25 protein-coding genes are annotated in these 23,429 nt (G+C 73.4%); 9 read left to right on the forward strand and 16 right to left on the reverse strand.

Annotation, left to right across the window (positions count from 1 at the left end; genetic code table 11):
* The first annotated feature begins 68 nt into the window (after nt 1-68).
* Nucleotides 69-695 (forward strand): TetR/AcrR family transcriptional regulator, encoded by a 627-nt coding sequence (locus tag ACIGO8_RS19100; protein WP_399731599.1) that lies wholly within the window; start codon nt 69-71, stop codon nt 693-695.
* Here the strand turns inward: ACIGO8_RS19100 and ACIGO8_RS19105 are convergent.
* Nucleotides 686-1,147, reverse strand: coding sequence for a MaoC family dehydratase (locus tag ACIGO8_RS19105; protein ID WP_399731602.1), 462 nt, complete (start codon nt 1,145-1,147; stop codon nt 686-688). The two genes, ACIGO8_RS19100 and ACIGO8_RS19105, sit on opposite strands and share 10 nt — an antisense overlap.
* A gap of 117 nt (nt 1,148-1,264) precedes the next feature.
* Between ACIGO8_RS19105 and soxR the strand changes: the two genes are divergently transcribed.
* Nucleotides 1,265-1,729 carry a redox-sensitive transcriptional activator SoxR gene (soxR, locus tag ACIGO8_RS19110; RefSeq protein ID WP_399731605.1) on the forward strand — a complete coding sequence of 155 codons (465 nt, stop codon included), beginning with the start codon at nt 1,265-1,267 and terminating at the stop codon, nt 1,727-1,729.
* Nucleotides 1,730-1,885: 156 nt separating this feature from the next.
* Here the strand turns inward: soxR and ACIGO8_RS19115 are convergent, their stop codons facing one another.
* The 5 genes from ACIGO8_RS19115 to ACIGO8_RS19135 form a co-directional block, all read right to left on the reverse strand.
* Nucleotides 1,886-2,959 (reverse strand): RNA ligase (ATP), encoded by a 1,074-nt coding sequence (locus ACIGO8_RS19115; RefSeq protein ID WP_399731608.1) that lies wholly within the window; start codon nt 2,957-2,959, stop codon nt 1,886-1,888.
* 103 nt (nt 2,960-3,062) lie between these two features.
* Nucleotides 3,063-3,770, reverse strand: a complete 708-nt coding sequence (locus tag ACIGO8_RS19120) for a 3-keto-5-aminohexanoate cleavage protein (protein WP_399731611.1) — start codon at nt 3,768-3,770, stop codon at nt 3,063-3,065.
* Complete coding sequence (locus ACIGO8_RS19125; RefSeq protein ID WP_399731614.1) at nt 3,770-4,381, reverse strand: hypothetical protein; 612 nt, start codon at nt 4,379-4,381, stop codon at nt 3,770-3,772. Before ACIGO8_RS19125 ends, ACIGO8_RS19120 begins: the two co-directional genes overlap by 1 nt.
* Before the next feature lie 126 nt (nt 4,382-4,507).
* A complete protein-coding gene (locus ACIGO8_RS19130; protein WP_399731616.1) occupies nt 4,508-5,764 on the reverse strand; it encodes a serine-threonine protein kinase in 1,257 nt (418 codons plus the stop codon).
* Between the two features lie 152 nt (nt 5,765-5,916).
* Nucleotides 5,917-7,182 carry an exo-beta-N-acetylmuramidase NamZ domain-containing protein gene (locus ACIGO8_RS19135; RefSeq protein WP_399731619.1) on the reverse strand — a complete coding sequence of 422 codons (1,266 nt, stop codon included), beginning with the start codon at nt 7,180-7,182 and terminating at the stop codon, nt 5,917-5,919.
* Nucleotides 7,183-7,332: 150 nt separating this feature from the next.
* Between ACIGO8_RS19135 and ACIGO8_RS19140 the strand changes: the two genes are divergently transcribed.
* The 4 genes from ACIGO8_RS19140 (at nt 7,333) to ACIGO8_RS19155 (ending at nt 10,776) form a co-directional block, all read left to right on the forward strand.
* On the forward strand, nt 7,333-8,106 hold the full coding sequence (locus ACIGO8_RS19140; protein ID WP_399731622.1) for an SDR family oxidoreductase: 774 nt from the start codon (nt 7,333-7,335) through the stop codon (nt 8,104-8,106).
* A complete protein-coding gene (locus ACIGO8_RS19145) occupies nt 8,103-9,779 on the forward strand; it encodes a class I adenylate-forming enzyme family protein (protein ID WP_399731625.1) in 1,677 nt (558 codons plus the stop codon). The genes ACIGO8_RS19140 and ACIGO8_RS19145 overlap by 4 nt, the downstream gene beginning before the upstream one ends.
* A gap of 92 nt (nt 9,780-9,871) precedes the next feature.
* A complete protein-coding gene (locus tag ACIGO8_RS19150; RefSeq protein ID WP_399731627.1) occupies nt 9,872-10,465 on the forward strand; it encodes a TetR/AcrR family transcriptional regulator in 594 nt (197 codons plus the stop codon).
* Between the two features lie 125 nt (nt 10,466-10,590).
* Nucleotides 10,591-10,776 carry a hypothetical protein gene (locus ACIGO8_RS19155; RefSeq protein ID WP_399731630.1) on the forward strand — a complete coding sequence of 62 codons (186 nt, stop codon included), beginning with the start codon at nt 10,591-10,593 and terminating at the stop codon, nt 10,774-10,776.
* 43 nt (nt 10,777-10,819) lie between these two features.
* Here ACIGO8_RS19155 and ACIGO8_RS19160 read toward each other — a convergent pair whose 3' ends face one another.
* Together ACIGO8_RS19160 and ACIGO8_RS19165 are read right to left on the reverse strand one after the other, a co-directional pair.
* Entirely contained in the window at nt 10,820-12,034 is a 1,215-nt protein-coding gene (locus tag ACIGO8_RS19160; RefSeq protein WP_399731633.1) for an acyl-CoA dehydrogenase family protein, read from the reverse strand.
* A gap of 5 nt (nt 12,035-12,039) precedes the next feature.
* Nucleotides 12,040-13,062, reverse strand: a complete 1,023-nt coding sequence (locus ACIGO8_RS19165; RefSeq protein ID WP_399731636.1) for a phosphotransferase — start codon at nt 13,060-13,062, stop codon at nt 12,040-12,042.
* A gap of 130 nt (nt 13,063-13,192) precedes the next feature.
* Between ACIGO8_RS19165 and ACIGO8_RS19170 the strand changes: the two genes are divergently transcribed.
* The gene (locus tag ACIGO8_RS19170) at nt 13,193-14,458 is read left to right on the forward strand and encodes an enolase C-terminal domain-like protein (RefSeq protein WP_399731639.1); all 1,266 of its coding nucleotides are present in this window, start codon (nt 13,193-13,195) and stop codon (nt 14,456-14,458) included.
* Nucleotides 14,459-14,598: 140 nt separating this feature from the next.
* Here ACIGO8_RS19170 and ACIGO8_RS19175 read toward each other — a convergent pair whose 3' ends face one another.
* The 6 genes from ACIGO8_RS19175 to ACIGO8_RS19200 all read right to left on the reverse strand — a co-directional run bounded on the left by ACIGO8_RS19175 (nt 14,599) and on the right by ACIGO8_RS19200 (nt 18,524).
* Nucleotides 14,599-15,519: an MBL fold metallo-hydrolase gene (locus ACIGO8_RS19175; RefSeq protein ID WP_399731642.1), complete on the reverse strand. Its 921-nt coding sequence runs from the start codon at nt 15,517-15,519 to the stop codon at nt 14,599-14,601.
* Between the two features lie 79 nt (nt 15,520-15,598).
* Complete coding sequence (locus tag ACIGO8_RS19180) at nt 15,599-15,910, reverse strand: DUF202 domain-containing protein (RefSeq protein WP_399731645.1); 312 nt, start codon at nt 15,908-15,910, stop codon at nt 15,599-15,601.
* Nucleotides 15,907-16,302, reverse strand: coding sequence for a YidH family protein (locus ACIGO8_RS19185; protein WP_399731648.1), 396 nt, complete (start codon nt 16,300-16,302; stop codon nt 15,907-15,909). Before ACIGO8_RS19185 ends, ACIGO8_RS19180 begins: the two co-directional genes overlap by 4 nt.
* Before the next feature lie 226 nt (nt 16,303-16,528).
* Entirely contained in the window at nt 16,529-17,044 is a 516-nt protein-coding gene (locus ACIGO8_RS19190) for an NUDIX hydrolase (protein ID WP_399731651.1), read from the reverse strand.
* Nucleotides 17,045-17,072: 28 nt separating this feature from the next.
* Nucleotides 17,073-17,846: a glucose 1-dehydrogenase gene (locus ACIGO8_RS19195; RefSeq protein ID WP_399731654.1), complete on the reverse strand. Its 774-nt coding sequence runs from the start codon at nt 17,844-17,846 to the stop codon at nt 17,073-17,075.
* A gap of 33 nt (nt 17,847-17,879) precedes the next feature.
* Nucleotides 17,880-18,524: a TetR/AcrR family transcriptional regulator gene (locus tag ACIGO8_RS19200; RefSeq protein ID WP_399731657.1), complete on the reverse strand. Its 645-nt coding sequence runs from the start codon at nt 18,522-18,524 to the stop codon at nt 17,880-17,882.
* Between the two features lie 95 nt (nt 18,525-18,619).
* Here ACIGO8_RS19200 and ACIGO8_RS19205 point away from each other — a divergent pair, with 95 nt between their 5' ends.
* Nucleotides 18,620-20,284, forward strand: a complete 1,665-nt coding sequence (locus tag ACIGO8_RS19205) for an FAD-binding dehydrogenase (RefSeq protein WP_399731659.1) — start codon at nt 18,620-18,622, stop codon at nt 20,282-20,284.
* Nucleotides 20,285-20,356: 72 nt separating this feature from the next.
* On the opposite strand, the gene ACIGO8_RS19210 is transcribed toward ACIGO8_RS19205, so the two are convergent.
* Both ACIGO8_RS19210 and ACIGO8_RS19215 read right to left on the reverse strand, forming a co-directional pair.
* Nucleotides 20,357-21,754, reverse strand: a complete 1,398-nt coding sequence (locus ACIGO8_RS19210) for a gluconate:H+ symporter (RefSeq protein ID WP_399731662.1) — start codon at nt 21,752-21,754, stop codon at nt 20,357-20,359.
* A 188-nt stretch (nt 21,755-21,942) separates the two neighbouring features.
* Entirely contained in the window at nt 21,943-22,455 is a 513-nt protein-coding gene (locus ACIGO8_RS19215; protein ID WP_399731664.1) for a gluconokinase, read from the reverse strand.
* Nucleotides 22,456-22,602: 147 nt separating this feature from the next.
* Here ACIGO8_RS19215 and ACIGO8_RS19220 point away from each other — a divergent pair, with 147 nt between their 5' ends.
* Nucleotides 22,603-23,304, forward strand: a complete 702-nt coding sequence (locus ACIGO8_RS19220) for a FadR/GntR family transcriptional regulator (RefSeq protein WP_399731667.1) — start codon at nt 22,603-22,605, stop codon at nt 23,302-23,304.
* The last annotated feature ends 125 nt before the right edge of the window (nt 23,305-23,429 follow it).

A 23,429-nucleotide genomic window follows, 5' to 3' on the forward strand; every position in this document is an offset into this window, starting at 1 on the left:
GATCTCTAAGCGCTTGCTCACCGTCGTTGTATGGTGTTCGTCCCTGACGGCCCGAGAAGGAGTGTGCGATGAGCGCGGCGGAGGAGACGCCCGACGGCGAGGACGTGCCGTGGGGCGAGGTCACGCCCGAGGCCGCCCGGCGCCTGCTGGTCGCGGCCGTCGAGGCGTTCGCCGAGCGCGGCTACCACGCCACCACGACCCGTGACATCGCGGGCCGGGCCGGCATGAGCCCGGCCGCGCTCTACATCCACTACAAGACCAAGGAAGAGCTGCTCCACCGGATCAGCCGGATCGGTCACGACAAGGCCCTGGAGATCCTGCGGGCCGCCGCCGACGCCGAGGGCACGGCCGCCGAGCGGCTCGCCGACGCCGTACGGTCCTTCGTCCGCTGGCACGCCGAGCGGCACACCACCGCCCGGGTCGTGCAGTACGAACTCGACGCGCTCGGACCCGAGCACCGCACCGAGATCGTGGCGCTGCGCCGCGAGACGGACGCCACCGTGCGGCGGATCATCAACGAGGGCGTCGCGGCGGGCGAGTTCGACGTGCCGGACGTGGCCGGCACGGCGGTGGCGGTGCTGTCCCTGTGCATCGACGTCTCCCGCTGGTTCAACACCCAGGGCCGCCACACACCCGACGAGGTCGGCGCGCTCTACGCCGACCTCGTGCTGCGCATGGTCGGCGTTCAGAAGTAGTAGCGCGAGACCGACTCGGCGACGCAGACCGGCTTGTCGCCGCCCTCGCGCTCCACGGTCACCGTCGCCGTCACCTGCACGCCGCCGCCGGCCTCCGTCACCTCGGTCAGCACGGCCGAGGCGCGCAGCCGCGAGCCGACCGGCACGGGCGCCGGGAAACGGACCTTGTTGGTGCCGTAGTTGAGGCCCATCTTCATGCCCTCGACCCGCATGATCTGCGGTACCAGGGTCGGCAGCAGCGAGAGCGTGAGATAGCCGTGCGCGATCGTCCGGCCGAACGGGCCGGCGGCCGCGCGCTCCGGGTCGACATGGATCCACTGGTGGTCACCGGTGGCCTCGGCGAACTGGTCGATCCGCTTCTGCTCGATCTCCAGCCAGTCGCTGTGTCCCAGCTGCTCACCGACTCCGGCGCGCAGTTCCTCGGCGGAGGTGAAGATCCTCGGCTCGGCCATGTGTCCCGCTCCTTCTCACGCGAACGCTTCTAAGCGACTGCTCAGCATGTTGTGGGGCGGATCGGCTTCCTGTCAACGGACCGGGGGCTCCCGGCGGCCTGACGTAGGCTCGGGCGGGTGCCGCAGATTCCCGAGAAGATCCACGAACTCACCGTCGGCCAGCTGTCCGCGCGCAGCGGAGCGGCCGTCTCCGCCCTGCACTTCTACGAGGCCAAGGGCCTGATCGGCAGCCGCCGCACCTCCGGAAACCAGCGCCGCTACAGCCGCGACACGCTCCGCCGGGTGGCCTTCATCCGGGCCGCCCAGCGGGTCGGGATCCCGCTCGCGACCGTCCGTGACGCGCTCGCCCAGCTGCCGGAGGAGCGCACGCCCACCCACGAGGACTGGGCGCGGCTCTCGGCGGCCTGGCGGACCGAGCTCGACGAGCGGATCAAGCAACTGGGACGGCTGCGGGACCATCTGAGCGACTGCATCGGCTGTGGCTGTCTGTCGCTGCAGAACTGCGTGCTGTCCAACCCGGACGACGTCTTCGGCGAGCGGCTGACCGGCTCGCGCCTGATGCCGGAACGCAAGGACGGCTGACCGGACCGCACTGCGCCTGCCTGCTTGCCCGCCGGCAGGCGGAGGGCCGGACCGGACCCACCGCACGGCACCGGCCGGCGGGCGAGGGGCCGGGCAAAAGGAGCAGGGGCCCACCACCCCCGTGGACGGGCCCCTGCTCGTTCCGGGAGGGCGGCCTCACTCGTACTCGGTGCCGCCCTTGCGGGTCAGATACGCCGGGCTGACCGCCTTCGCGATCGCCCGCCCGCCGACCACCGGGCTGTAGCGCTCGGTCACCGGCCGGATCACCACGCCTTCGCGCAGATGCAGCGCGCGGCCGGAGACCGTCTCCCGGCCGCTCGCCAGCGCGAGCACGGTGTCCAGCTCGTACGGGCCGGTGTGCAGCCGCGGTACGAGCGGCAGTTCGCCCGGCTCCAGGACCTCGGCCGGGTCCAGCCAGCGGATCTGGCCGTCGATCTCGGCCGACACGTCGAACAGCGCGTAACCGAGGCCGTCCTCCGCGCGGGCGTTCGCCCCGTAGGCCAGGTCCTGCACTCCCGCCCCGTACACCTCGCCGAACAGCCCGACGCGGGTCGCGCCGAGGCGTGCGGCGAGCCGGGCCGCGACGGCGGGCACGCCGTGGCCGTGGACGGCCCGCCAGTACAGGTTGCGCGGATCCTCCTTCAGGGCCAGGCCCTTCGACCCGAAGCCCTTGGAGGAGACCAGGACCCGGTCCTCCGCGGCGAGGTAGGTGACCAGACAGGCCGTGCCGTGCAGCTTCTCGGTGAGGACCACCGGCTCGCCCGGCTCGAACACGTCCGGGAAACGGTGCAGGTTCTCGATCTCCACCCACGGCAGCAGATCCGGCTCCGCCGCCACGTCGCCGCTCATCGTCGGCGGGATCGGCGGCGCCCACTTGGTGATGCCGAGCAGCTCCGCGAAGTCCGTTCCCTCGGCCGCGGCCCGCTTCAGGTCGACGCCGTCCAGCGCCTTCGGCCGGCACACCAGGCCCTGCGACAACTCCCCGCGCAGCCGCACCGCCTTGACCCGGTCGCTCGCCTTGCCGGCGAGCCGCCCGGTGAGGCCGAGCTCGTCGACGAGGGCCGCGGGAAGCACCGACTGCTCCGGAATGTAGAGCGCCACGTCCCCGGTCCGATAGCTGCCCTTGGCGACCACCGCGCGATACAGGCCGACCTGCGCGAGCTCGAGCGCGTCGGCGTTCGGATGGTCGTGGACGGTCAGGGTCTCGGCGGTGACGCGCAGCGTCGACATGTCAGAACTCCGGTCGCTCGTGGTGTTTCGGTGACGTGGTCATCACCGGACACTGTGCCGGGCCGAGTTCCGCCGGGCGAACGGTTTTTCGGCGGGACGGCCGTCAGGCCGCGACCGTCGTCGCCAGCGCCGCCGCGACCAGCCGGGCGTTGTCGCCCGCCGGACTGCCGTCGGGCAGCAACAGCGTGTCCGCCAAGCCGATACGGGCGGACAGGCCGAGGCGCCGGGCGAGTCGGAGCAGCGGCCAGGCGGCGGCGTCGCGCCCGTGGAGCAGGACCGGACGGGCGCAGGCGTGCGGAGAGCGCGCCAGGGCGGCAAGCAGCGCGTGCGCCTCGCCCGCGGAGGCCGCCTCGACGCGCAGCCGCGGCACGTACCCGGCGAGCGGGGAGCGCAGGAAACGGGCCGGTCCGTCGCTGTCCGCGCGCAGCACCGCCTCGACGGCCACGCCCCGGTCCAGCAGGGCCGACGCGAGGGCCTCGGCGCCCGGTTCGTGCCAGTGCACCGCCGCGTGGTCGGGCAGAACCGTCCAGGAGCGGACCCGGGCGAGCCGGCGCACCGGATCGGGCTCCGAGCGCGCGTCGGTCGTCACGCCGACCGGCACGGAGACGGCCGCGCGGATCGCGGTGAGAGTCTCGGCGAGGACGCGCGGCGAGAGCGTGCCGCTGCCGCAGGGCGTCCTGGGGCGGACGTGCACCTCGTCCGCTCCGGCGGCGACGGCCGCCGCCGCTGCCTCGGCCATCGCGACCGGGGACACCGGCACTCCGGCCGCGTCCCCGGGCCCGCGGCCCCCGTTGAGACAGACCTGGAGCATCAGGCCACCGACGCCAGCCGGCGCGGCTGTCCGCCCCGCGTCCGGGCCAGCGCACGCGGCGTCAGCACGGCCCGCGGTATCAGCACACCGCAGTCCTCGCACACCGGGCCGAACCACGGCTCCTCACGCAGCTCCGACCGCCACTCGATGCGCGGCCCCTCGCACACCGGGCAGTGCTCGCCCGGCGCGCTCCGCAGGGCCTCCACCAGCCGGCCCACCACCTGGGGCAGCGGCTCCGTCGGATGCCGCGCCGGATCGTCGCACCACGCCACGCCGTTGCCTCCCCAGATCCGGCGGTGCCACTCGTCGAGCCCGGCCGGCCGGCGCAGCCCGCCGTGTTTCTCGCGCCGCCGCCGGTCCGCGAACTCCCTCTCGTACGCGAGCCAGACCGCCCGCGCCGCCTCCAGCTCCTCCAGCGCGGCCACCAGCCGCCCCGGATCCGCCTCCCGGTCCTCGGGACCGAACCCGTGCCTGCGGCACAGATGGTCCCAGGTCGCGCGGTGCCCGTAAGGAGCGAACCGCTCCAGGCATTTGCGCAGCGAATACCTTCGCAGCGCCCTGTCACTCCTCGGATCGCGGACCTGTCTCGCGAGACTCCGGAACCCGGCCATGAGCCGCCACCTCCGTCGCTGGTACTTCGGCGATATGAGAGGGACGAACGAGCGGCCCGTCCTGTTCCATCGAATATCCGATGGCAGCCATCACAGGGCCGGAAGTGGCCGGTGGGACACGCCTCGTCAGCCGAAACGGCCCGCCCGCGCCACCACCGCCGCGAGCTCGGCATGGCAGATGTCGCTGTGCTCCGAGACCACCTCGGCGGTGTCCACGCTCACGCAGCCGGCGCCGGGCAGGCCCTCGCGGAGAACGGCCGAAAGCGTGCGGGCGGAGGTGTGCGGGACGGACTGGACGCCGTCGTAGCCGACGGCCCACCAGCGCGGGTCCGCGAGGCCAAGGACCGACTCGTCGTCGCGGGCGAGACGGGAGGCGAGCGGATAGAAGACCCGCAGCGCCGTGTCGTGGCGGGAGTGGCAGGCGACCAGCGGGCCGTCGACGCGGGTCTGGAGGTCGCGCAGGGAGCCGCCGCGGTCCGGCGCGTGCGGGAGGCGGGCGGCGAAGGCGTAGTGGGAGAAGGCGCCCTGGAGGACGGTCACCGACTTCACGTTCCGGGCGCCGGCGGGCAGACCGCGCAGGGCGTGGGCGACGAGCCGGCCTCCGAAGCTGTGGCCCACCAGGTGGACGCGCAACGACGATGCCGTGCGCGCGAGTTCGCCGAGCAGCGGGCCGAGGCCGTGCTCGCCGACGACACCCGCGCGGCGCTTCATCGTGTAGTACGTGGCCTGACGCAGGGCCTCCTTGGCGCCCTTCCACAGCCGCTTGACCCGGTCGCCGCCGAACAACGACTCCGCGCCCGCCCCACTGGCCGGGCCCGCGCCGCCGGCCGGGCCCGCCGCACCCGCCGCGCCCGCCCCGCCTTCCGCGCCCTCCTCGCTCTCCCGCGCGTCGGCGAACATCGCGTACACCGTCAGCGGGTCCCCGACCAGGAACGCGGGCGCCTCGGCCGCCACCAGGCCCTCCTCCTCGAGGCCCGTCAGCTCCCGCAGCAGCGCCGCGAACTCCGCGAACGCGGCCTCCTCGGCCGGCTCCTCCTCCAGCAGCCGCGCGAGCCGCGCCACCACCGCCGTCCGCCCGGGCACGGTGGCGGCCAGTGCCGAGTAGTCGGGCACCGGCTCGTCGGAGAACATCATCGAGGGCCAGACGAGACCCGCGTAGCCGAGCCGCGCGCCCGGCCCGGCCACGCCGGGAAACGGCTGGAAGAAACGGTCGAAGAGACCCGTCGCGACCGACGGCGAGTTGTTCCAGCCGTGCGTGAACAGCACCAGGTCCGCGCATCCCCGCCGGGCCAGCTCCGCCAGCGCCGCCGCCTGGCCGGCCGGCCCGTGGCCGTCCTTGTCGAAGACGACCTCGCGGTACGGCTCGACACTCGTCACCGTCATGGCCCCGTCCCTCCGCGTCGAGGAGCGCCGCTGCGCCCGGCCGCCGCGCGAGCCGCCGCACCGGCCTGCCCGGCCATTCTTCCCGCCCGGAGCGACGGCCAGTCGTCGGCCGCGCGGGCGCGCCGCCGGGATCCGCGCCTGGTCCGCACCCGTCAGTGGTACATCAGGTACTCCCGCCGCACCGCGCGGAACGCCGCCAGGTCCGCCTCCCAGGCCGCGGCCACCTCGTCCGCCGCCGCGCCCGCGTCGATCATCGTGCGCACCCGGCTCGAACCGGTCAGCTTGTCGATCCAGTTGTCCGGCCGCCAGGCGAAGCCGCTCCAGACGCGCCGCGCGGTGACGAGGAGCGCGATCCCGGTCCGTACCGGGTCGAAGGCCTCGCGGTCGGACACCATCAGCTGCACCCCGCCGACCGTCCTGCCCTGGAACTTGGAGAAGGTGGGCGCGAAGTACGCCTCGCGGAAGCGGACGCCCGGCAGACCGAGCGCGTTCGCCGCCTCCGCCCACCGGCCGTCGACGCCCTCCGCACCGAGCAGCTCGAACGGGCGGGTGGTGCCGCGGCCTTCGGACAGGTTGGTGCCCTCGAAGAGGCAGGTGCCCGAATAGACGAGCGCGGTGTCGGCGGTCGGCATGTTCGGGCTCGGCGGCACCCACGGCAGGCCGGTCGCGTCGAAGAAGTCGCCGCGCCGCCAGCCGCTCACCGCCACCGTCTCCAGCGGCACCGGCCTCGCCAGGAACTCCCCGTTGAACAGCCGGGCCAGCTCCGCCACCGTCATGCCATGGGCCTGCGCGATCGGCTCGCGGCCCACGAAGGTCGCGAACGCCCGGTCCAGGACCGGTCCGAGCGCGGCCCGCCCGGTCACCGGATTCGGCCGGTCGAGGACGACGAAGCGCTTGCCCGCCAGCGCGGCCGCCGCCATGCAGTCGTAGAGCGTCCAGATGTACGTGTAGAAGCGGGCGCCCACGTCCTGGATGTCGAACACCACCGTGTCCACGCCCGAGGCCGCGAACACGTCGGCGAGCGCCTGACCGCTCTTCAGATACGTGTCGTAGACCGGCAGGCCGGTCGCCGGGTCGTCGTGGCGGCCCTCCGAACCGCCGGCCTGCGCGGTGCCGCGGAAGCCGTGCTCGGGTCCGAAGACCGCGACCAGGTCCACGCGCTCGTCGGCGTGCATCACGTCCACGACGTGCCGGGCGTCGGCGGTGATGCCGGTCGGGTTGGTGACCACGCCGACCCGCTGCCCGGCGAGCGGCGCGTATCCGTCGGCGGCGAGCCGCTCGAAGCCGGTGCGGACGCGGCGGCCGCGGCCGGCCGGCGCGTCGGCGGCCGCCGGAGCGGCCGTCACGGCGCTCGCGGCCGCCGTCCCGGCCGCCACCGCACCGCCCGCCGCCAGCAGGTCTCGTCTGGACAGGCTCATGGAAAAACCTCCTTGATCGCCTTCCGTGACATGGGCACGCACGCTAGCGCCCGATCGGCCCGCGCGGAACGAGGCGTGCCCCAGGGACTTCCGTCCGCACATACCGACTGGTTAGTCTGCCGGGACAGCCGCAACGGAGAGGTGGGCCGGATGAGTACGGTGCAGGGCGCGGGAGTGGTCGTCACGGGTGCGGGAGGCGGCATCGGCGCCGCGCTCGCCCGGCGGTTCGCCGCCGAGGGCGCGCACGTCGTCGTCAACGACATCGACCCCGGCCGCACCAAGGCCGTCGCCGACGAGATCGGCGCCCTCGCCGTGCCCGGCGACGCCTCCGCCGTCGTCGAGGAGGCCCGCGCCGCGCTCGCCGCCCGCGGCGCCGCGATCGACGTCTGGTGCGCCAACGCCGGACTCGCCTCGCCCGGCGACGCCTTCGCCGACGAGGAGGTCTGGGCCGCCGCCTGGGACGTCAACGTGATGGCGCACGTCCGGGCCGCCCGCGCCCTGTTGCCCGACTGGCTGGAGCGCGGCGCCGGCCGCTTCGTCTCCACGGTCTCGGCCGCCGGACTGCTCACGATGATCGGCGCCGCCCCGTACAGCGTCTCCAAGCACGGCGCGTACGCCTTCGCCGAATGGCTCTCGCTGACCTACCGCCACCGCGGCCTCAAGGTCCACGCCATCTGCCCGCAGGGCGTGCGTACGGACATGCTCACCGCTGCCGGATCGGCCGGCGAACTCGTCCTCGCGCCCACCGCCGTCGAGCCCGAGGACGTCGCCGACGCCCTCTTCACCGCCATGGCCGACGACCGCTTCCTCGTCCTGCCGCACCCCGAGGTCGCCGACTACTACCGGGCCCGGGCAGGTGACCCCGAACGGTGGCTCGGCAACATGAACCACATCCAGCGGAAGTGGGAAGGGACGGGCGCATGAGCGACGACACCGGTACGACGGGCATCTACGCGGCGAAGCCGTGGCTCGGGCGGCTCAGCGAAGCCCAGCGGGCGCCCGTCAGCCCGCCGCCCACCGTCCTGCACGCCTTCCGGGCCGCCGCCGCCCGCACTCCCGAACACCCGGCCCTCGCCTACTTCGACGGCCGGATCTCCTACCGCGAGGCCGACGCCCTGTCCGACTCCGTCGCCGGACACCTCGCCGCCCGCGGCGTCGGCCGCGGCGACCGGGTCGCGCTCCAGCTCCAGAACAGCCCGCACTTCGTCCTCGCGCTGCTCGGCGCCTGGAAGGCCGGCGCCACGGTCGTCCCGCTCAACCCGATGTACAAGGCGGGCGAGGTCGGCCACGCGCTGCGCGACTCCGGGGCCACCGCCCTGATCTGCTCCGACCGCGCCTGGGCCGGCTACCTCCGCGACACCGCCGCCGAGGCGGTCGTCCGGATCGCCCTCACCGCGGACGAGCGCGGGCTCCAGACCCGTGACGACCCGCGCGTCCTCGGCTTCGAGCCCGTCCCGGCGGAGCCCGGCGACCTCGCCGACGACCTCCTCGCCGTCGCCCGCGCCGGACACCCGGCCCCGGCCGGCCGCGAGCTCACCACCGACGACATCGCCCTGATCAGCTACACCTCCGGCACTAGCGGCACGCCCAAGGGCGCGCTCAACCTCCACCGCGGCATCGTCCACAACGCCGAACGGCAGCGCACCGGCCACCCCGTGCCGCCCGGCGCCGTCTACTTCGTCCTCGCCCCGCTCTTCCACATCACCGGACTCGTCTGCGAACTCGCCGTCTGCTTCGCCAACCGCGGCACCCTCGCCCTCGCCTACCGCTTCGAGGCCGGCGTGGTCCTCGACGCCTTCCTGGAGCACCGGCCCGCGTACACCGTCGGCCCGTCCACGGCCTACATGGCGCTCGCCGCCCACCCGGCCGCGACCCCCGACCACTTCTCCTCCTTCCTGGTCATGTCCTCCGGCGGCGCGCCCGTCCCGCCCGCGCTCGTCGAGAAGTTCCGCGCCGGCTTCGGCCCGTACCTGCGCAACGGCTACGGCCTCACCGAGTGCACCGCGCCCTGCGCCTCCGTACCGCCGCAGCACGAGGCGCCCGTCGACCCGGTCTCCGGCACCCTGTCCGTCGGCGTGCCCGGCCCCGACACCGTCGTCCGCATCGTCGACGAGAACGGCGCCGACGTGCCCTTCGGCGAGCAGGGCGAGATCGCCGTCCGCGGGCCCCAGGTCGTGCCCGGCTACTGGCGGCTGCCCGAGGCCACCGCCGCCGCCTTCCCCGACGGCGAGCTGCGCACCGGCGACATCGGCTTCATGGACGAGGACGGCTGGCTCTACGTCGTCGACCGCAAGAAGGACATGATCAACGCCTCCGGGTTCAAGGTCTGGCCGCGGGAGGTCGAGGACGTCCTCTACACCCACCCGGCCGTCCGCGAGGCCGCCGTCGTCGGCGTCCCGGACGCCTACCGCGGCGAGAGCGTCAAGGCGTACGTGAGCCTGCGCCCGGGCGCGACGGCCGAGCCCGCCGAGCTCTCCGCCTACTGCGAGCAGCGGCTCGCCGCGTACAAGTACCCGCGCGAGGTGGAGATCCTGCCGGAGCTGCCCAAGACGACAAGTGGGAAGATCCTCAGGCGGGACCTGCGGTCCCGGACATGAGCACGACGAGCGCGGGCCCGGACACGCACACGGGTTCGGGCCCGGGCACGGGTACGCGTACGAGTACGAGCACGAACGAAAGGCGGCACGGCATGGCCAGGACGACGGACGGGAACGGCACGCCCGTTCCCCAAAGACTCCTCGCCGCCGCCACCCGGCTCTTCGCCGAGCAGGGCTACGACCGGACCTCGGTCCAGGAGATCGTGGAGGCGGCGGGCGTCACCAAGGGCGCGCTCTACCACTACTTCGGCTCCAAGGAGGACCTGCTCCAGGAGGTGTACGCGCGGGTGCTGCGCCTCCAGCAGGAGCGCCTGGACGCCCTCGCGGGCGCCGACGCGCCGGTCGGCGAGCGGCTGCGGGCCGCCGCCGCCGACGTCGTGGTCACCACCATCGAGAACCTGGACGACGCGGCGATCTTCTTCCGCTCGATGCACCACCTCAGCCCGGAGAAGAACAAGCAGGTACGCGCCGAGCGGCGGCGCTACCACGAGCGGTTCCGCGCCCTGATCGAGGAGGGCCAGCAGGCCGGCGAGTTCTCCACGGCGACGCCCGCCGACCTGGTCGTCGACTACCACTTCGGCTCGGTCCACCACCTGTCGACCTGGTACCGCCCCGACGGCCCGCTCGCCCCGCAGCAGGTCGCCGACCACCTGGCGGACCTCCTGCTGCGGGCCCTGCGCCCGTAGCGGGACCGCGTCTCGCCCGTACGGGGGAGGGGACCGGGACCACGGGCGGAGGCGCGGGTGCGGCGGCGCCCGGGAGGATCGACGCGTCCGCACCACCCGCGTCCCGCCCCGAACGGAGCCCCGCCGTGCTGAAGCACACCCTGCGCGCCGCCGCCGTCCTCGCCCTCGTCGCCGCCGTCGCGGCCCCGGTCGCCGTCGCGGCGCCCGAGCCCGCGCCCGCCCCCGAGCCCGTCCTCGCCGCCTCCTCGCTCCAGGGCACGCCGCCGCCGGCCGCGCCGGGCGGCTCCGCCCCGCGCGACCGGCTCGCCTAGACACCCTCCAAGGGGGCGTCCCGGAAGCGGGCGTCCCGGTCCGTCAGAGGTACTTCTTCAGTTCCCGGCGGGCCAGCGACCGCTGGTGCACCTCGTCCGGGCCGTCCGCCAGCTTCAGGGTCCGCGCCCCGGCCCACAGTTCGGCGAGCGGGAAGTCCTGGGAGACACCGCCGGCGCCGTGCACCTGCACCGCCTTGTCGATGATGTCGACGACCGCCCGCGGAGTCGCGATCTTGATCGCCTGGATCTCGGTGTGGGCGCCCCGGTTGCCGACGGTGTCCATCAGCCAGGCCGTCTTGAGCACGAGCAGCCGCAGCTGCTCGATGGTCACCCGGGCGTCCGCGATCCAGTTCTGCACGACGCCCTGCTGGGCGAGGGCCTTGCCGAAGGCGGTACGGGAGACCGCGCGCCGGCACATCAGCTCCACGGCCCGCTCGGCCATGCCGATCAGCCGCATGCAGTGGTGGATGCGGCCCGGTCCGAGGCGGGCCTGGGCGATGGCGAAGCCGCCGCCCTCCTCGCCGATCAGATTCGCGGCCGGGACCCGGGCGCCGTGGAAGACCACCTCGGCGTGACCGCCGTGGTAGTGGTCCTCGTAGCCGTAGACCTGCATCGCGCGCCGCACCTCGACGCCGGGCGTGTCGCGGGGCACGAGGATCATCGACTGCTGGCGGCGGATGTCGGAGCCGTCCGGATCCGTCTTGCCCATCACGATGAAGATCTTGCAGTCCGGGTTCATCGCCCCGGAGATGTACCACTTGCGCCCGTCGACGACGTACTCGTCGCCGTCCCGGCGGATCCGGGTCTCGATGTTGGTCGCGTCGGACGATGCCACCTCGGGCTCGGTCATGGCGAACGCGGACCGGATCTCGCCCGCAAGGAGCGGCTCCAGCCACTGCTTGCGCTGCGCCTCGTCGCCGAAGAGGGCGAGCACCTCCATGTTCCCGGTGTCGGGCGCGGCGCAGTTGAGGGCGGTGGGCGCGAGCTGCGGGCTGCGGCCGGTGATCTCGGCGAGCGGCGCGTACTGGAGGTTGGTGAGCCCGGCGCCGTACTCCTCGTCGGGCAGGAAGAGGTTCCACAGGCCCTGGCGGCGGGCCTCGGCCTTCAGGTCCTCGACGACGGCGGGAGTGTCCCAGGGCGAGGCGAGGAGCGCCCGCTGCTCGTGGGCCACGGCCTCGGCCGGATAAACGTGCTCGTCCATGAAGGCGAGGAGTTTCGCCCGCAGTTCCTCGGTGCGGGCGTCGAACGCGAAGTCCATGCGGATCAGCCTTCCTGGAGGGTGGTGAGGCCGTGCTCAATGAAGACGGGCACGAGTCCGCCGATGCGGTCGAAGCCGGCGCCGACGGTCTGGCCGAGGGTGTAGCGGTAGTGGATGCCCTCCAGGATCACGGCGAGCTTGAACCAGGCGAAGGCCGTGTACCAGGAGATGGCTCCGGTGTCCCGGCCGGAGCGGGCGGCGTAGCGCTCGACCAGCTCGGCGGCGCTCGGGTGGCCGGCGGCGGTGGCGGTGGTGGAGACGGGCGAGTCCGGCAGGTCCAGCGGCGTGCTGTACATGACCAGCAGCCCGAGGTCGGTGAGCGGGTCGCCGAGCGTCGACATCTCCCAGTCGAGCACGGCCTTGATGGTGTCGTCCGCGCCGATCAGGACGTTGTCGAGCCGGTAGTCACCGTGGACGACGGTGGGCGCGGGAGAGCTGGGCAGACCGCGGCCGAGGGCCGCGTGCAGCTCGTCGATGCCGGCCAGTTCGCGGCCCCGGGAGGCGGCGAGCTGCTTGCCCCAGCGGCGCAGCTGCCGGTCGAGGAAGCCCTCGGGCCGGCCGAAGTCGTCGAGCCCGACGGCGGCCGGCTCGACGGCGTGCAGGCCGACGAGGGTGTCGACGAGGCCGAGGACGGCGGCGCGGGTGCGCTCGGCGCCGAGCGGGGCGAGTTCGGCGGCGGAGCGGTACGGCGTGCCGTCGACGAACTCCATGACGTAGAACGGCGCTCCGAGCACCGACTCGTCCTCGCACAGCACGACCGTCTCCGGCACGGGCACGGCGGTCTCGCGCAGCGCGCTGATGACCCGGTGCTCGCGCTTCATGTCGTGCGCGGTGGCGAGGACGTGGCCGAGCGGCGGGCGGCGCACGACCCAACGCCGGGTGCCGTCGGTCACGACGTACGTGAGGTTCGAGCGGCCGCCCTCGATCAGCCGGGCCTGCAGGGGGCCGGCGACGAGGCCGGGCCGCTCGCGGTCGAGGAAGCGGCGCAGCCGCTCGGGGTCGAGACCGGGCGTCGGGTCGGAACTCATGAAGGCGTACCTCCGGTGGGTCGGCGTCGCCGCCATGATGACCGACCAGTCGGTATGTCGTCCAGAGGGGCCCGGGAAAAGGCCTGCGCGAGCCTGGTGCTCCGTCCCTCTGCGTGAATAGGGTTCACATATGGATTCAGCGCTGCGCATCGACCATGTCCGGCTGACCCCGATCCTCATCGCCGACCCGCCGCTCCTCAACACCCAGGGCGTCCACCAGCCCTTCACCCCGCGCCTCGTCGTGGAAGTCGTCACGGCGGGCGGCGTCACCGGCCTCGGCGAGACCTACGGCGACACCGTCTACCTCGGCCCCGCCCGCCGGCTGGCCGACGCGCTGCCCGGCCGCCCGGTCACGGACGTGAACGGTCTGTTCGCGCTGGCCGCCGAGGTGTGCGGCCCGGCCGCGGCCGGCGACACCGACGAACGCGTCGACGCCGGCGGACTGCGCGGCGCCCGCACCGCCGACAAGCTGCGCCTCTCCGTCGTCTCCGCCGTCGAGACCGCCTGCCTGGACGCCCTCGGCAAGACCCTCGGCCTGCCCGTCCACGCCCTCCTCGGCGGCAAGCTCCGCGACGAGGTCGACTACAGCGCCTACCTCTTCCACAAGTGGGCCGCCCATCCCGGCGGTACGCCCGACGCGTGGGGCGAGGCCCTCGACCCGGCCGGTGTCGTCGAACAGGCCCGCCGCTTCGACCGGCTCTACGGCTTCGGCTCGTTCAAGCTCAAGGGCGGCGTCTTCCCGCCCGACCAGGAGGCCGCCGCGATCCGCGCCCTCGCCGAGGAGTTCCCCGGACGGCCGCTGCGGCTCGACCCCAACGGCGCCTGGTCCGTGGAGACCTCGCTCGCCGTCGCCCGTGAGCTGGGCGACGTCCTCGAGTACCTGGAGGACCCGGCGGCCGGCACGGACGCGATGGCCGAGATCGCCGCCCGTACGGATGTGCCGCTCGCCACCAACATGTGCGTCACCACCTTCGAGGAGGCGCCCGAGGCCTTCGCGCGCGGCGCCGTACGGATCGTGCTGTGCGACCACCACTACTGGGGCGGGCTGCACCGCACCCGCGAACTCGCCGCGCTCTGCCGCACCTACGGCATCGGGCTGTCCATGCACTCCAACACCCACCTGGGCATCAGCCTCGCCGCGATGACCCAGGTCGCCGCGACCCTGCCCCGCCTCGACCACGCCTGCGACACCCATTACCCGTGGCAGACCGAGGACGTCGTCACCGCCCCGCCCCGCTTCCACGCCGGCCGCGTCACGGTGTCCGACGCCCCGGGCCTGGGCGTCGAACTCGACCGCGACCGCCTCGCCGACCTCCACCAGCGGTGGCGGCGGGACGACGGCACGCTGCGCGACCGCGACGACGCGGCGGCGATGAGGCGGGCGGCGGCGGGCTGATCCCGCCCAGGCCGACCGCGGCGGGCTGATCGCGCCCAGACCGGCCGCGGCGGGCTGATCGCGCCCAGACCGGCCGCCGCTGCCGCCCGCCGCTGCCGGCGCCCGCCGCTTCCGCCGCCCGCAGCGACACCGCCTCCGCGCTACGCGTGGCAGGCCACCGGCACCCCGCCGTTCATCGCCGCCATGTCCCCGAACACCGCCACCGGATCCAGCGGATGACCCTCCGGCAGCCCCTCCAGCTCCGCGTACGCCCGGTGCAGATTCGCGACCAGCCGCTCGCTCTCCCGCCACGCCCCGAACTCGCCCAGGTCCGCCTGCCGCGCCGTCTCCAGCGGCGTCGCGCCCTTGGCCCGGCCCTCCGCCGCCAGCTCGGCCACCCAGCGCAGATAGCGCTCGGTGGCGTCGTACGCGGAAGGGTCGGTCACCCGGCCGTGGCCCGGCACGACCGTGGGTGCGTCCAGCGAGCGCAGCAGCTCGAGCGCCCGCAGCGAACCGGCCAGCGAGCCCATCGGCAGGAACGGCGTGCCGCCGTGGAAGACCAGGTCGCCGGTGAACACCACGCCCTGCTCGGGCAGATGGACGATCGAGTCGCCGGTGGTGTGCGCGGGACCGGGGTGGATCACCCGTACCTCGACGTCCCCGACGTACAGCGTCAGCCGGTCCCGGTAGGTCAGCTGCGGCGGCAGGATGTCGACCCGCCCGAAGTCGGTCTGCGGCCAGATCAGATGGAGCTGGTGACCGGCGGCGAGCTGCTCGGCGCGGCAGTTCTCGTGCCCGACGATCCGCGCCTCCGGCTGGAACACGCCGTTGCCGTAGGTGTGGTCGCCGTGGTGGTGCGTGGAGACGACGGTGCGGGGCAGCGCGAGCCCGGCGTCGAGCACGGCCTGGCGCAGCAGCAGGGCCCGGCGCTCGGTCGCGGCGGTGTCGACGAGCAGCGTCTCGCCGCCCGGGCCGCCCGAGCCGATGAAGCCGGCGTTGTTGAGGCACCAGCCGCCGTCGGGCTGGACGAAGGCGTGGACGTTCGGCGCGAGCGCGACCACGTACGGATCGGTGGCAGGCAAGGAGATCCCCCCGGACGAGAAACAGCGGAACAGGGGAAGAGTGCCAGTCGGCCCGGCCACCGGGGAAGCCGGGACCGGCTCAGACCACGACCGCCACGGCGAAGCCGGCGAACGCCACCGTGCACACCGCCGCGAGCAGCGCGCCCCGGTGCGACAACGGGCGCGGCCGGGCCGTGCCGAGGGACTGGATCCTGCGGTGCGCGACCGCGAGGAAGCCGATGCACACGAGCGCCGAGAGGCCCGCCGCGACCACTCCGGCGGCCGTGATGTCGTCGTGGATCGCCTGCTTGCCGGCCAGCACCGCGACCACCGTGCACGACAGCGTCGTACGCCGCCACGCCAGCCGGGTCCGCTCGGGCTGGAGCCCCGGGTCCCGGTCCGCGCCGGTCATCGTCCGGCCCAGCCGAAGACGACGACCACCACCATCGCGACCGCGACGACCGCGACGGACAGGCTGAGCACCGTGGGGAAGCGGGAGACCGGCAGGTCCTCGCCGCGCCGCATGGCGCGCTCGCAGCGCATCCAGTGGTTCACGGCGCGCAGCGCGCACAGCACGCCGGCTCCGAGCAGCGCGAGGGCGAGCCCGACCCGGACGCCCCAGCGCAGGTCGGGCAGGAACTGGTCGACGGCGAAACCGCCGCCGATGAGCGCGAGCGCGGTCCGGATCCAGGCGAGGAACGTCCGCTCGTTGGCCAGGGAGAAGCGGTAGTCCGGGGTCTCGCCCTCCTCCCGGAGGCGCTGCGGCGCGAACCACAGCCGCAGGCTCTGTACGAAGTCGCTCACGCGGGCACCCTATCCGCCGGATGATCACACCGCCCGGCGAGGACCACCCACCGGAGGCCCGCCCTCCGGACGCGCCCCGCCGTCGAAGGTGGCCGCCGCCCGGAAGCGCCCGCCTCCGCAAGGCGCCCGCCGTCCGGACGCGCCCGCCTCCCCAAGACGCCCGCCCTCCGGACGCGCCCCGCCGTCGAAGCCGCCCGGAGCCGGATCAGCCCGGCCCGGGGCCGGCTCAGCCCGTCCGGTGCGCGAGCAGCCGCTCGTACGCGGCCCGCCCGTCCGGCACCCACTCCCACTCGGAGAGCCGGGCCATCAGCTCCTCCTCCGTCAGGAAGGCGTGCCAGGCCACCTCCTCGGCCTGCGGACGCACCGGCTGGTCGCACCGCACCTCGTAGACCGCCGACCACCACTTGCCGGCCACGCCCTCGGAGTCGTACAGGAACTTCGTCACCTGCTTGGGCCGGGCCAGCCCGGACACGCCCAGCTCCTCCTGAGCCTCGCGCAGCGCCGCGTCGTCGTAGGACTCGCCGGCGCCGACGACACCGCCGACGAACATGTCGTAGAGGGAGGGGAAGACCAGCTTCGTCGGGGTCCTGCGGTGGACGAAGATCCGGTTCCGGGCGTCCCGCACCTGGATGAAGGTGCAGCGGTGGATCAGGCCCCGCGCGTACACCTCGCCGCGCGGAGCCTGTCCGATCACCCGGTCGTTCTCGTCGACGACGTCGAGTACCTCATCGGCAGCGTTCATGCCGCCATCCAAGCAGTCCCGGGCGGTCTCACTGCCCCATGACGTACTTGACCGTCGGGCCGGTGGTCCAGCCGCCGTCCACCGCGAGCTCCGCGCCCGTCACGTACGAGGCGGCGTCGGACAGCAGGAAGACGACCGCGCCCGCGATCTCGTGCGCCTCGCCGACCCGGCCCATCGGCGTGTTCGGGTACTTGCCCTCGCCCTTCTCGATGCCGACGGACGCGGTCATCGGCGTGTACGTCATGCCCGGGTGGACCGAGTTGACGCGGATCCGGGAGGTGCCGAGCTCGACCGCGCCGATCTTCGTCAGGCCGCGCACGCCCCACTTGGAGGCGCCGTAGCCGGCGGTGAGGGCGAGGCCCATCAGGCCCGCGGCGGAGGAGATGTTGACGATCGAGCCGCCGCCGGCCTCCTTCAGGGCGGGTATCGCGGCCTTCATGCCGATGAAGACGCCGGTCAGATTGATGTCGAGGACCTTCCGGAAGTGCTCGACGGACTCGGTCTCCAGGAAGGCGCCGGTGGAGATGCCGGCGTTGTTCACCAGGCCGTGCAGCCCGCCGAACTCCTCCACGGCGTACGCGACGGCCGCCGCCCACTCCTCCTCGGAGGTCACGTCGTGCCGCAGGAAGCGGGCCTTGTCGCCGAGTGCGGCGGCGGTCGCCTTGCCCTCCTCCTCGAGGACGTCGGTGATGACGACGTTCGCGCCGGCGGCGACGGCCTGACGGGCCGCCTCGGCGCCCAGGCCACGGGCGCCGCCCGTGACGATCACGGTCTTGCCGGTGAGGTCGTACGCGTCGTTCATGTGGGGTCCCTTCGGGGATCGTCTCGGGGTGTCTCAGACGCTCCGGGGCTGTGCGGCCCGGAGAAGCGCGGTGGTGGTCTCGACGAGGTCGGCGAGGAAGAGCGCCTCGCCCGTGAGCGGCTCGGCGCCGTCGAGGTACTGCCGGGCCCGGTCCGCCATCGCCGCGCCCACGACGGTCAGCGCCAGGTCGAGCCGCTCCAGGCGCAGCGGCCCGGGCAGTCCGCTCGCGGCGAGGCAGGCCTCGAGCCGCTCGATGAGGCGCCAGTAGCAGGTGCCGGCCAGGGTCGGGTGCGGAGTGCGGGTGCGCACGCCGCTCTCATGGCTGAGCTGGGCGGAGATCCGCAGGCAGCGCCGGCCGCGCTCGGTGCGCAGCTCGGTCGCCTCGGCCGTCACGAGCGCGCCGATCAGCGCGTGGGCGTCGTCGGGCGAGGTGCCGTCGGGAGCGGCGTCGAGGAGCGGGGCGAGCACCTGCTCGGTGCGCTGCTGCCGGCCGGCCATGACGGCGTCGAGCAGTCCGGCGCGGGAGCCGAAGTGGTACTGCACGGCGGAGGGATTTCCCTGTCCCGCCAGGCGCACGACGTCCCGCAGCTGGGCGCCGTCGACGCCCTTGGCCGCGAAGACCTCCTCGGCCGCGCGGATCAGTTTCTCCCGGGTCTCGGGTCCTGACGTCCTTGCCATGCCAGTCATATTAATGCTCGACATTAGAAAACGGGAGGGCCTCGAAGAGGGCCGGACCGTTGACTCGATACATCGGTGTATCCAAGATGCGGTGCATGCCTCATGAGCCGTACGACGCCGACGTCATCGTCATCGGGGCCGGCCTGGCCGGTCTCGCCGCCACCGCCGAACTGGTCGACGCCGGCCGTTCGGTGATCCTGCTCGACCAGGAACCCGAGCAGTCCATCGGCGGCCAGGCCCACTGGTCCTTCGGCGGCCTCTTCCTCGTCGACTCGCCCGAGCAGCGCCGGATGCGCATCCGCGACAGCCACGCCCTGGCCCTCCAGGACTGGCTCGGCACCGCCGGCTTCGACCGGCCCGAGGACGACTGGCCGCGCCGGTGGGCGGAGGCGTACGTGGACTTCGCGGCCGGCGAGAAGCGCGCCTGGCTGCGCGGGCTCGGCGTGCGCTTCTTCCCGGTCGTCGGCTGGGCCGAGCGCGGCGGCTACGACGCCACCGGCCACGGCAACTCCGTGCCCCGCTTCCACATCACCTGGGGCACCGGACCCGGCCTCGTCGCACCGTTCGAGCGCCGGGTCCGCGACGGCGCCGCCCGCGGCCTGGTCCGCTTCCGCTTCCGCCACCGCGTCACCGGGCTCGGCAGCACCGCCGGCGCCGTCGACACCGTCACCGGCGAGGTCCTGGCCCGCTCCGACGTCCCACGCGGCACCGCCAGCAGCCGCGAGGTCACCGGCACCTTCTCCTTCCGCGCCCAGGCGGTGATCATCGCCTCCGGCGGCATCGGCGGCAACCATGACCTGGTCCGCGAGCAGTGGCCCGAGCGGCTCGGCACACCGCCCGCCCGGCTGCTCTCCGGCGTGCCCGCCCACGTCGACGGCCTGATGCTCGGCATCGCCGAGGACGCCGGCGCCCACCACGTCAACCGCGACAGGATGTGGCACTACACCGAGGGCATCGAGAACTGGAACCCCATCTGGGCCCGCCACGGCATCCGCATCCTGCCCGGCCCGTCCTCGCTGTGGCTCGACGCGACCGGCCGGCGGCTGCCCGTACCTCTCTTCCCCGGCTTCGACACCCTCGGCACCCTCGAACACATCATGCGCACCGGCCACGACCACACCTGGTTCGTGCTCGACCGGAAGATCATCGGCAAGGAGTTCGCGCTCTCCGGCTCCGAACAGAACCCGGACCTCACCGGCAAGTCCGTCCGCGACGTCATCGGCCGCGCCCGCGCCGACGTGCCCGGCCCGGTGAAGGCCTTCATGGACAAGGGAGCCGACTTCGTCGTCGAGCACGACCTCGCCGCCCTCGTCCGCGGCATGAACCGGATCACCGGCGAGGACCTGATCGACGAGGCCGCGCTGCGCCGCGAGATCACCGCCCGTGACCGCGAGATCGCCAACCCCTTCACCAAGGACCTCCAGGTCACGGCGATCCGCGGCGCCCGCCGCTATCTGGGCGACAAGCTGATCCGCACCGCGCCGCCGCACCGCATCCTCGACCCGAAGGCCGGCCCGCTGATCGCCGTACGCCTGAGCATCCTCACCCGCAAGTCGCTCGGCGGCCTCCGGACCGACCTCTCCTCCCGCGTCCTGACCGCCGCCGGCACACCGCTGCCCGGCGTCTACGCGGCGGGCGAGGCGGCCGGTTTCGGCGGCGGCGGCGTCCACGGCTACCGCTCGCTCGAAGGCACCTTCCTCGGCGGCTGCCTCTTCTCCGGCCGGGCGGCGGGCCGGGCGGCGGCGCAGGCCGTCGGCTGACACGACGACGCGGGCCGGTCGTCCAAGGGGACGACCGGCCCGCGGGATCTCGGGCGGAATCTCGCGTGCGCGCTACAACACCAGCGACAGCAGCAGCACGAACCCGATGCCGACCACCGAGATGATCGTCTCCATCACCGACCAGGTCTTGACGGTCTGGCCGACGCTCATGCCGAAGTACTCCTTCACCAGCCAGAAACCGGCGTCGTTGACATGGCTGAAGAAGAGCGAACCGGCGCCGATCGCGAGGACGAGCAGCGACACCTCACTGGTCGACATGCCCTCCGCCAGCGGGGCCACCAGGCCGGCCGCCGAGATCGTGGCCACCGTCGCCGAGCCGGTCGCGAGCCGGATCGCGACCGCGATCAGCCAGGCGAGGAGCAGCGCCGGGATCGACCAGTCCTTGGAGAAGTCGAGGATCATCTGGCCGACGCCGATGTCGATCAGGGTCTGCTTGAAGCCGCCGCCCGCGCCGACGATCAGCAGCACGCCCGCGATCGGCGCGAGCGACTTCTCGACGGTGGAGGACAGCCGCTCCTTGGTGAAGCCGGCCGCCCGGCCCAGCGTGAACATCGCGACTATGACGGCCGTGAGCAGGGCGATCAGCGGAGAGCCGATGACGTCGGTGACCTTCTGCACGCCGTTGTCCGGGTCGTCGACCACGATGTCGACCAGCGCCTTCACCAGCATCAAGGCGACGGGCAGCAGCACGGTGGCCACGGTGACGCCGAAGCCGGGGCGCTTCTCCAGCTCCTCCGAAGGGCGGGTGGGGATCATCCGCTCCGGGGCCGGGATGTCGACCCAGCGCGCGGCGTAACGGGAGAAGAGCGGACCGGCGATGATCACGGTCGGGATCGCGACCAGCAGGCCGAGGGCGAGGGTGACGCCCAGGTTGGCGCCGACCGCGTCGATCGCGACGAGCGGGCCGGGGTGCGGCGGGATGAGACCGTGCATCACCGACAGGCCGGCGAGGGCCGGGATGCCGATCCGCATCAGGGAGTAGTTGCCGCGCTTGGCGACGAGCAGCACCACCGGGATCAGCAGGACGATGCCGACCTCGAAGAACAGCGGCAGGCCGATCACGGACGCGATGAGGACCATCGCCCACGGCATGGCCCGGCCGCCCGCCCTGGCGAGGATCGTGTCGACGATCTGGTCGGCGCCGCCGGAGTCGGCCAGCAGCTTGCCCAGGATCGCGCCGAGCGCGATGAGCACGCCCACTCCGGCGACGGTGCTGCCGAGTCCGGTGGTGAAGGACTTGATCGCGTCCGCGAGCGGCGCGCCGGCGAAGGCGCCGAGCGCCAGCGAGCCGATGGTCAGCGCCAGGAACGCGTGCAGCTTGAACGTGGTGATGAGCAGGACGATGACGGCGATGCCGGCGAGGACGGCGATGCCGAGCTGGGCGTTGCCGGCCGAGGTGATGGGCTCGGCGGCGTCCGCTGCCAGGATCTCGACGCTGAGACTGGTCACGGTGGGTCCCTTGGGGGTCAGAGGGATGGGGACGGGGGGTGCGGGGGGTTCGCGGTGCGGGTTCTCCGGTGGAGCGGGGCCGTTCGCGGGTGCGCCGGGGGCGGTGCCGGTCCGGAACGGGTCCTGGGCAGGGACGGCTCTGGTCGGGGACGGCTCCGGTGGGAGCCGACCCCGGCCCGGATCGGGTCCTAGTCGTCGAGCCGGCGGAGCGCGGCGACGGCGCGGGTGGTGATCTCCTCGGGAGTGCCGGAGACGTCGACGGCGACGCCGGCCTCGTCCTCCTGCAGCGGCTGCAGGGTGGCGAACTGCGAGTCGAGGAGCGCGGCCGGCATGAAGTGGCCCTGCCGCGCGGCCATGCGCCCTTCGATGAGCTCCCGGTCGCCGGTCAGATGGAGGAAGACCACGCCGGGCGCGGCCGCCCGCAGCCGGTCCCGGTAGCTCCGCTTCAGCGCCGAGCTGCTCACCACGCCGCCGAGCCCGGCCCGGCCGTGCGCCCACCGTCCGATGGCGTCGAGCCACGGCTCGCGGTCCGTGTCGTCGAGCGGCACGCCGGCCGACATCTTGGCCACGTTCGTCGCCGGGTGGAAGTCGTCGCCCTCCGCGTACGGGACGCCGAGGGCCTGGGCCACCAGCGGGCCGATGGTCGTCTTGCCGGTCCCGGCGACTCCCATCACGACGACGACGTGGGAGGTGGTGCTCATGGGTGGTGCCTCGCTGTCTTCTTCGACATCGATCCGTCGCGCTCATGAAACCTATTGGGTACGACGTATTCAAGACCCTGTGACAAATAAGTCGTACTTTTTCTTCCCGAGGTGATCATTCGTGTGATCACGCCTAGGCTGGCCACCATGACGACACCGGCCCAGGGGCTCCATCCGCACGTCCTGACCACCCTGGGTCTCGCGATCACCGCGGGGGAGTACCCGCCCGGCGGCGTGCTGCGCACCGACGAGCTCGCCGAACGCTTCGACGTGTCCCGGACCGTCGTCCGCGAGGTGGTCCGCGTCCTCGAGTCCATGCACCTGGTCGAGTCCCGCCGCCGGGTCGGCGTCATCGTGCTGCCGACCGAGCGCTGGAACGTGTACGACCCCCAGGTCATCCGCTGGCGCCTCGCGGGCGCCGACCGCCCGCGCCAGCTCCGCTCGCTCACCGTGCTGCGCTCCGCCGTCGAACCGGTCGCCGCCGGCCTCGCCGCCCTCCACGCCACGCCCGAGCAGTGCCGCGAGCTGACCGAGCAGGCCCTCGGCATGGTCGCCACCTCGCGCGGCCGCCGGCTCGAGGAGTACCTGGTCCACGACATCGCCTTCCACCGGGTCGTGCTCAACGCCTCCGGGAACGAGATGTTCGCCCGGCTCGGTGACGTCGTCGCCGAGGTGCTCACCGGCCGCACCGAGCACCAGGTGATGTTCGAGGACCCGGATCCGGCCGCCGTCACCCTGCACGTCCAGGTCGCCGAGGCCGTACGGGAGCGCGACGCGGCCCGCGCCGAGGAGCTGACCCGGCAGATCGCGGTCGGCGCGCTCAAGGAACTGGACGTCCTCGCTCCGTAATGCGGAGTACACCCGTGCGTAACCTCTGAACTAGCTCAAATACGGGCGTTCAGTGACACCCGTCACAGTCAGCGGCCGGGTGTTGCCGTGAGGATGTGCGCTGGCCGTGCCGGGAAGCCTCACAA

The organism is Streptomyces sp. NPDC053493 (assembly GCF_044544825.1).
Taxonomy (GTDB): Bacteria; Actinomycetota; Actinomycetes; order Streptomycetales; family Streptomycetaceae; genus Streptomyces.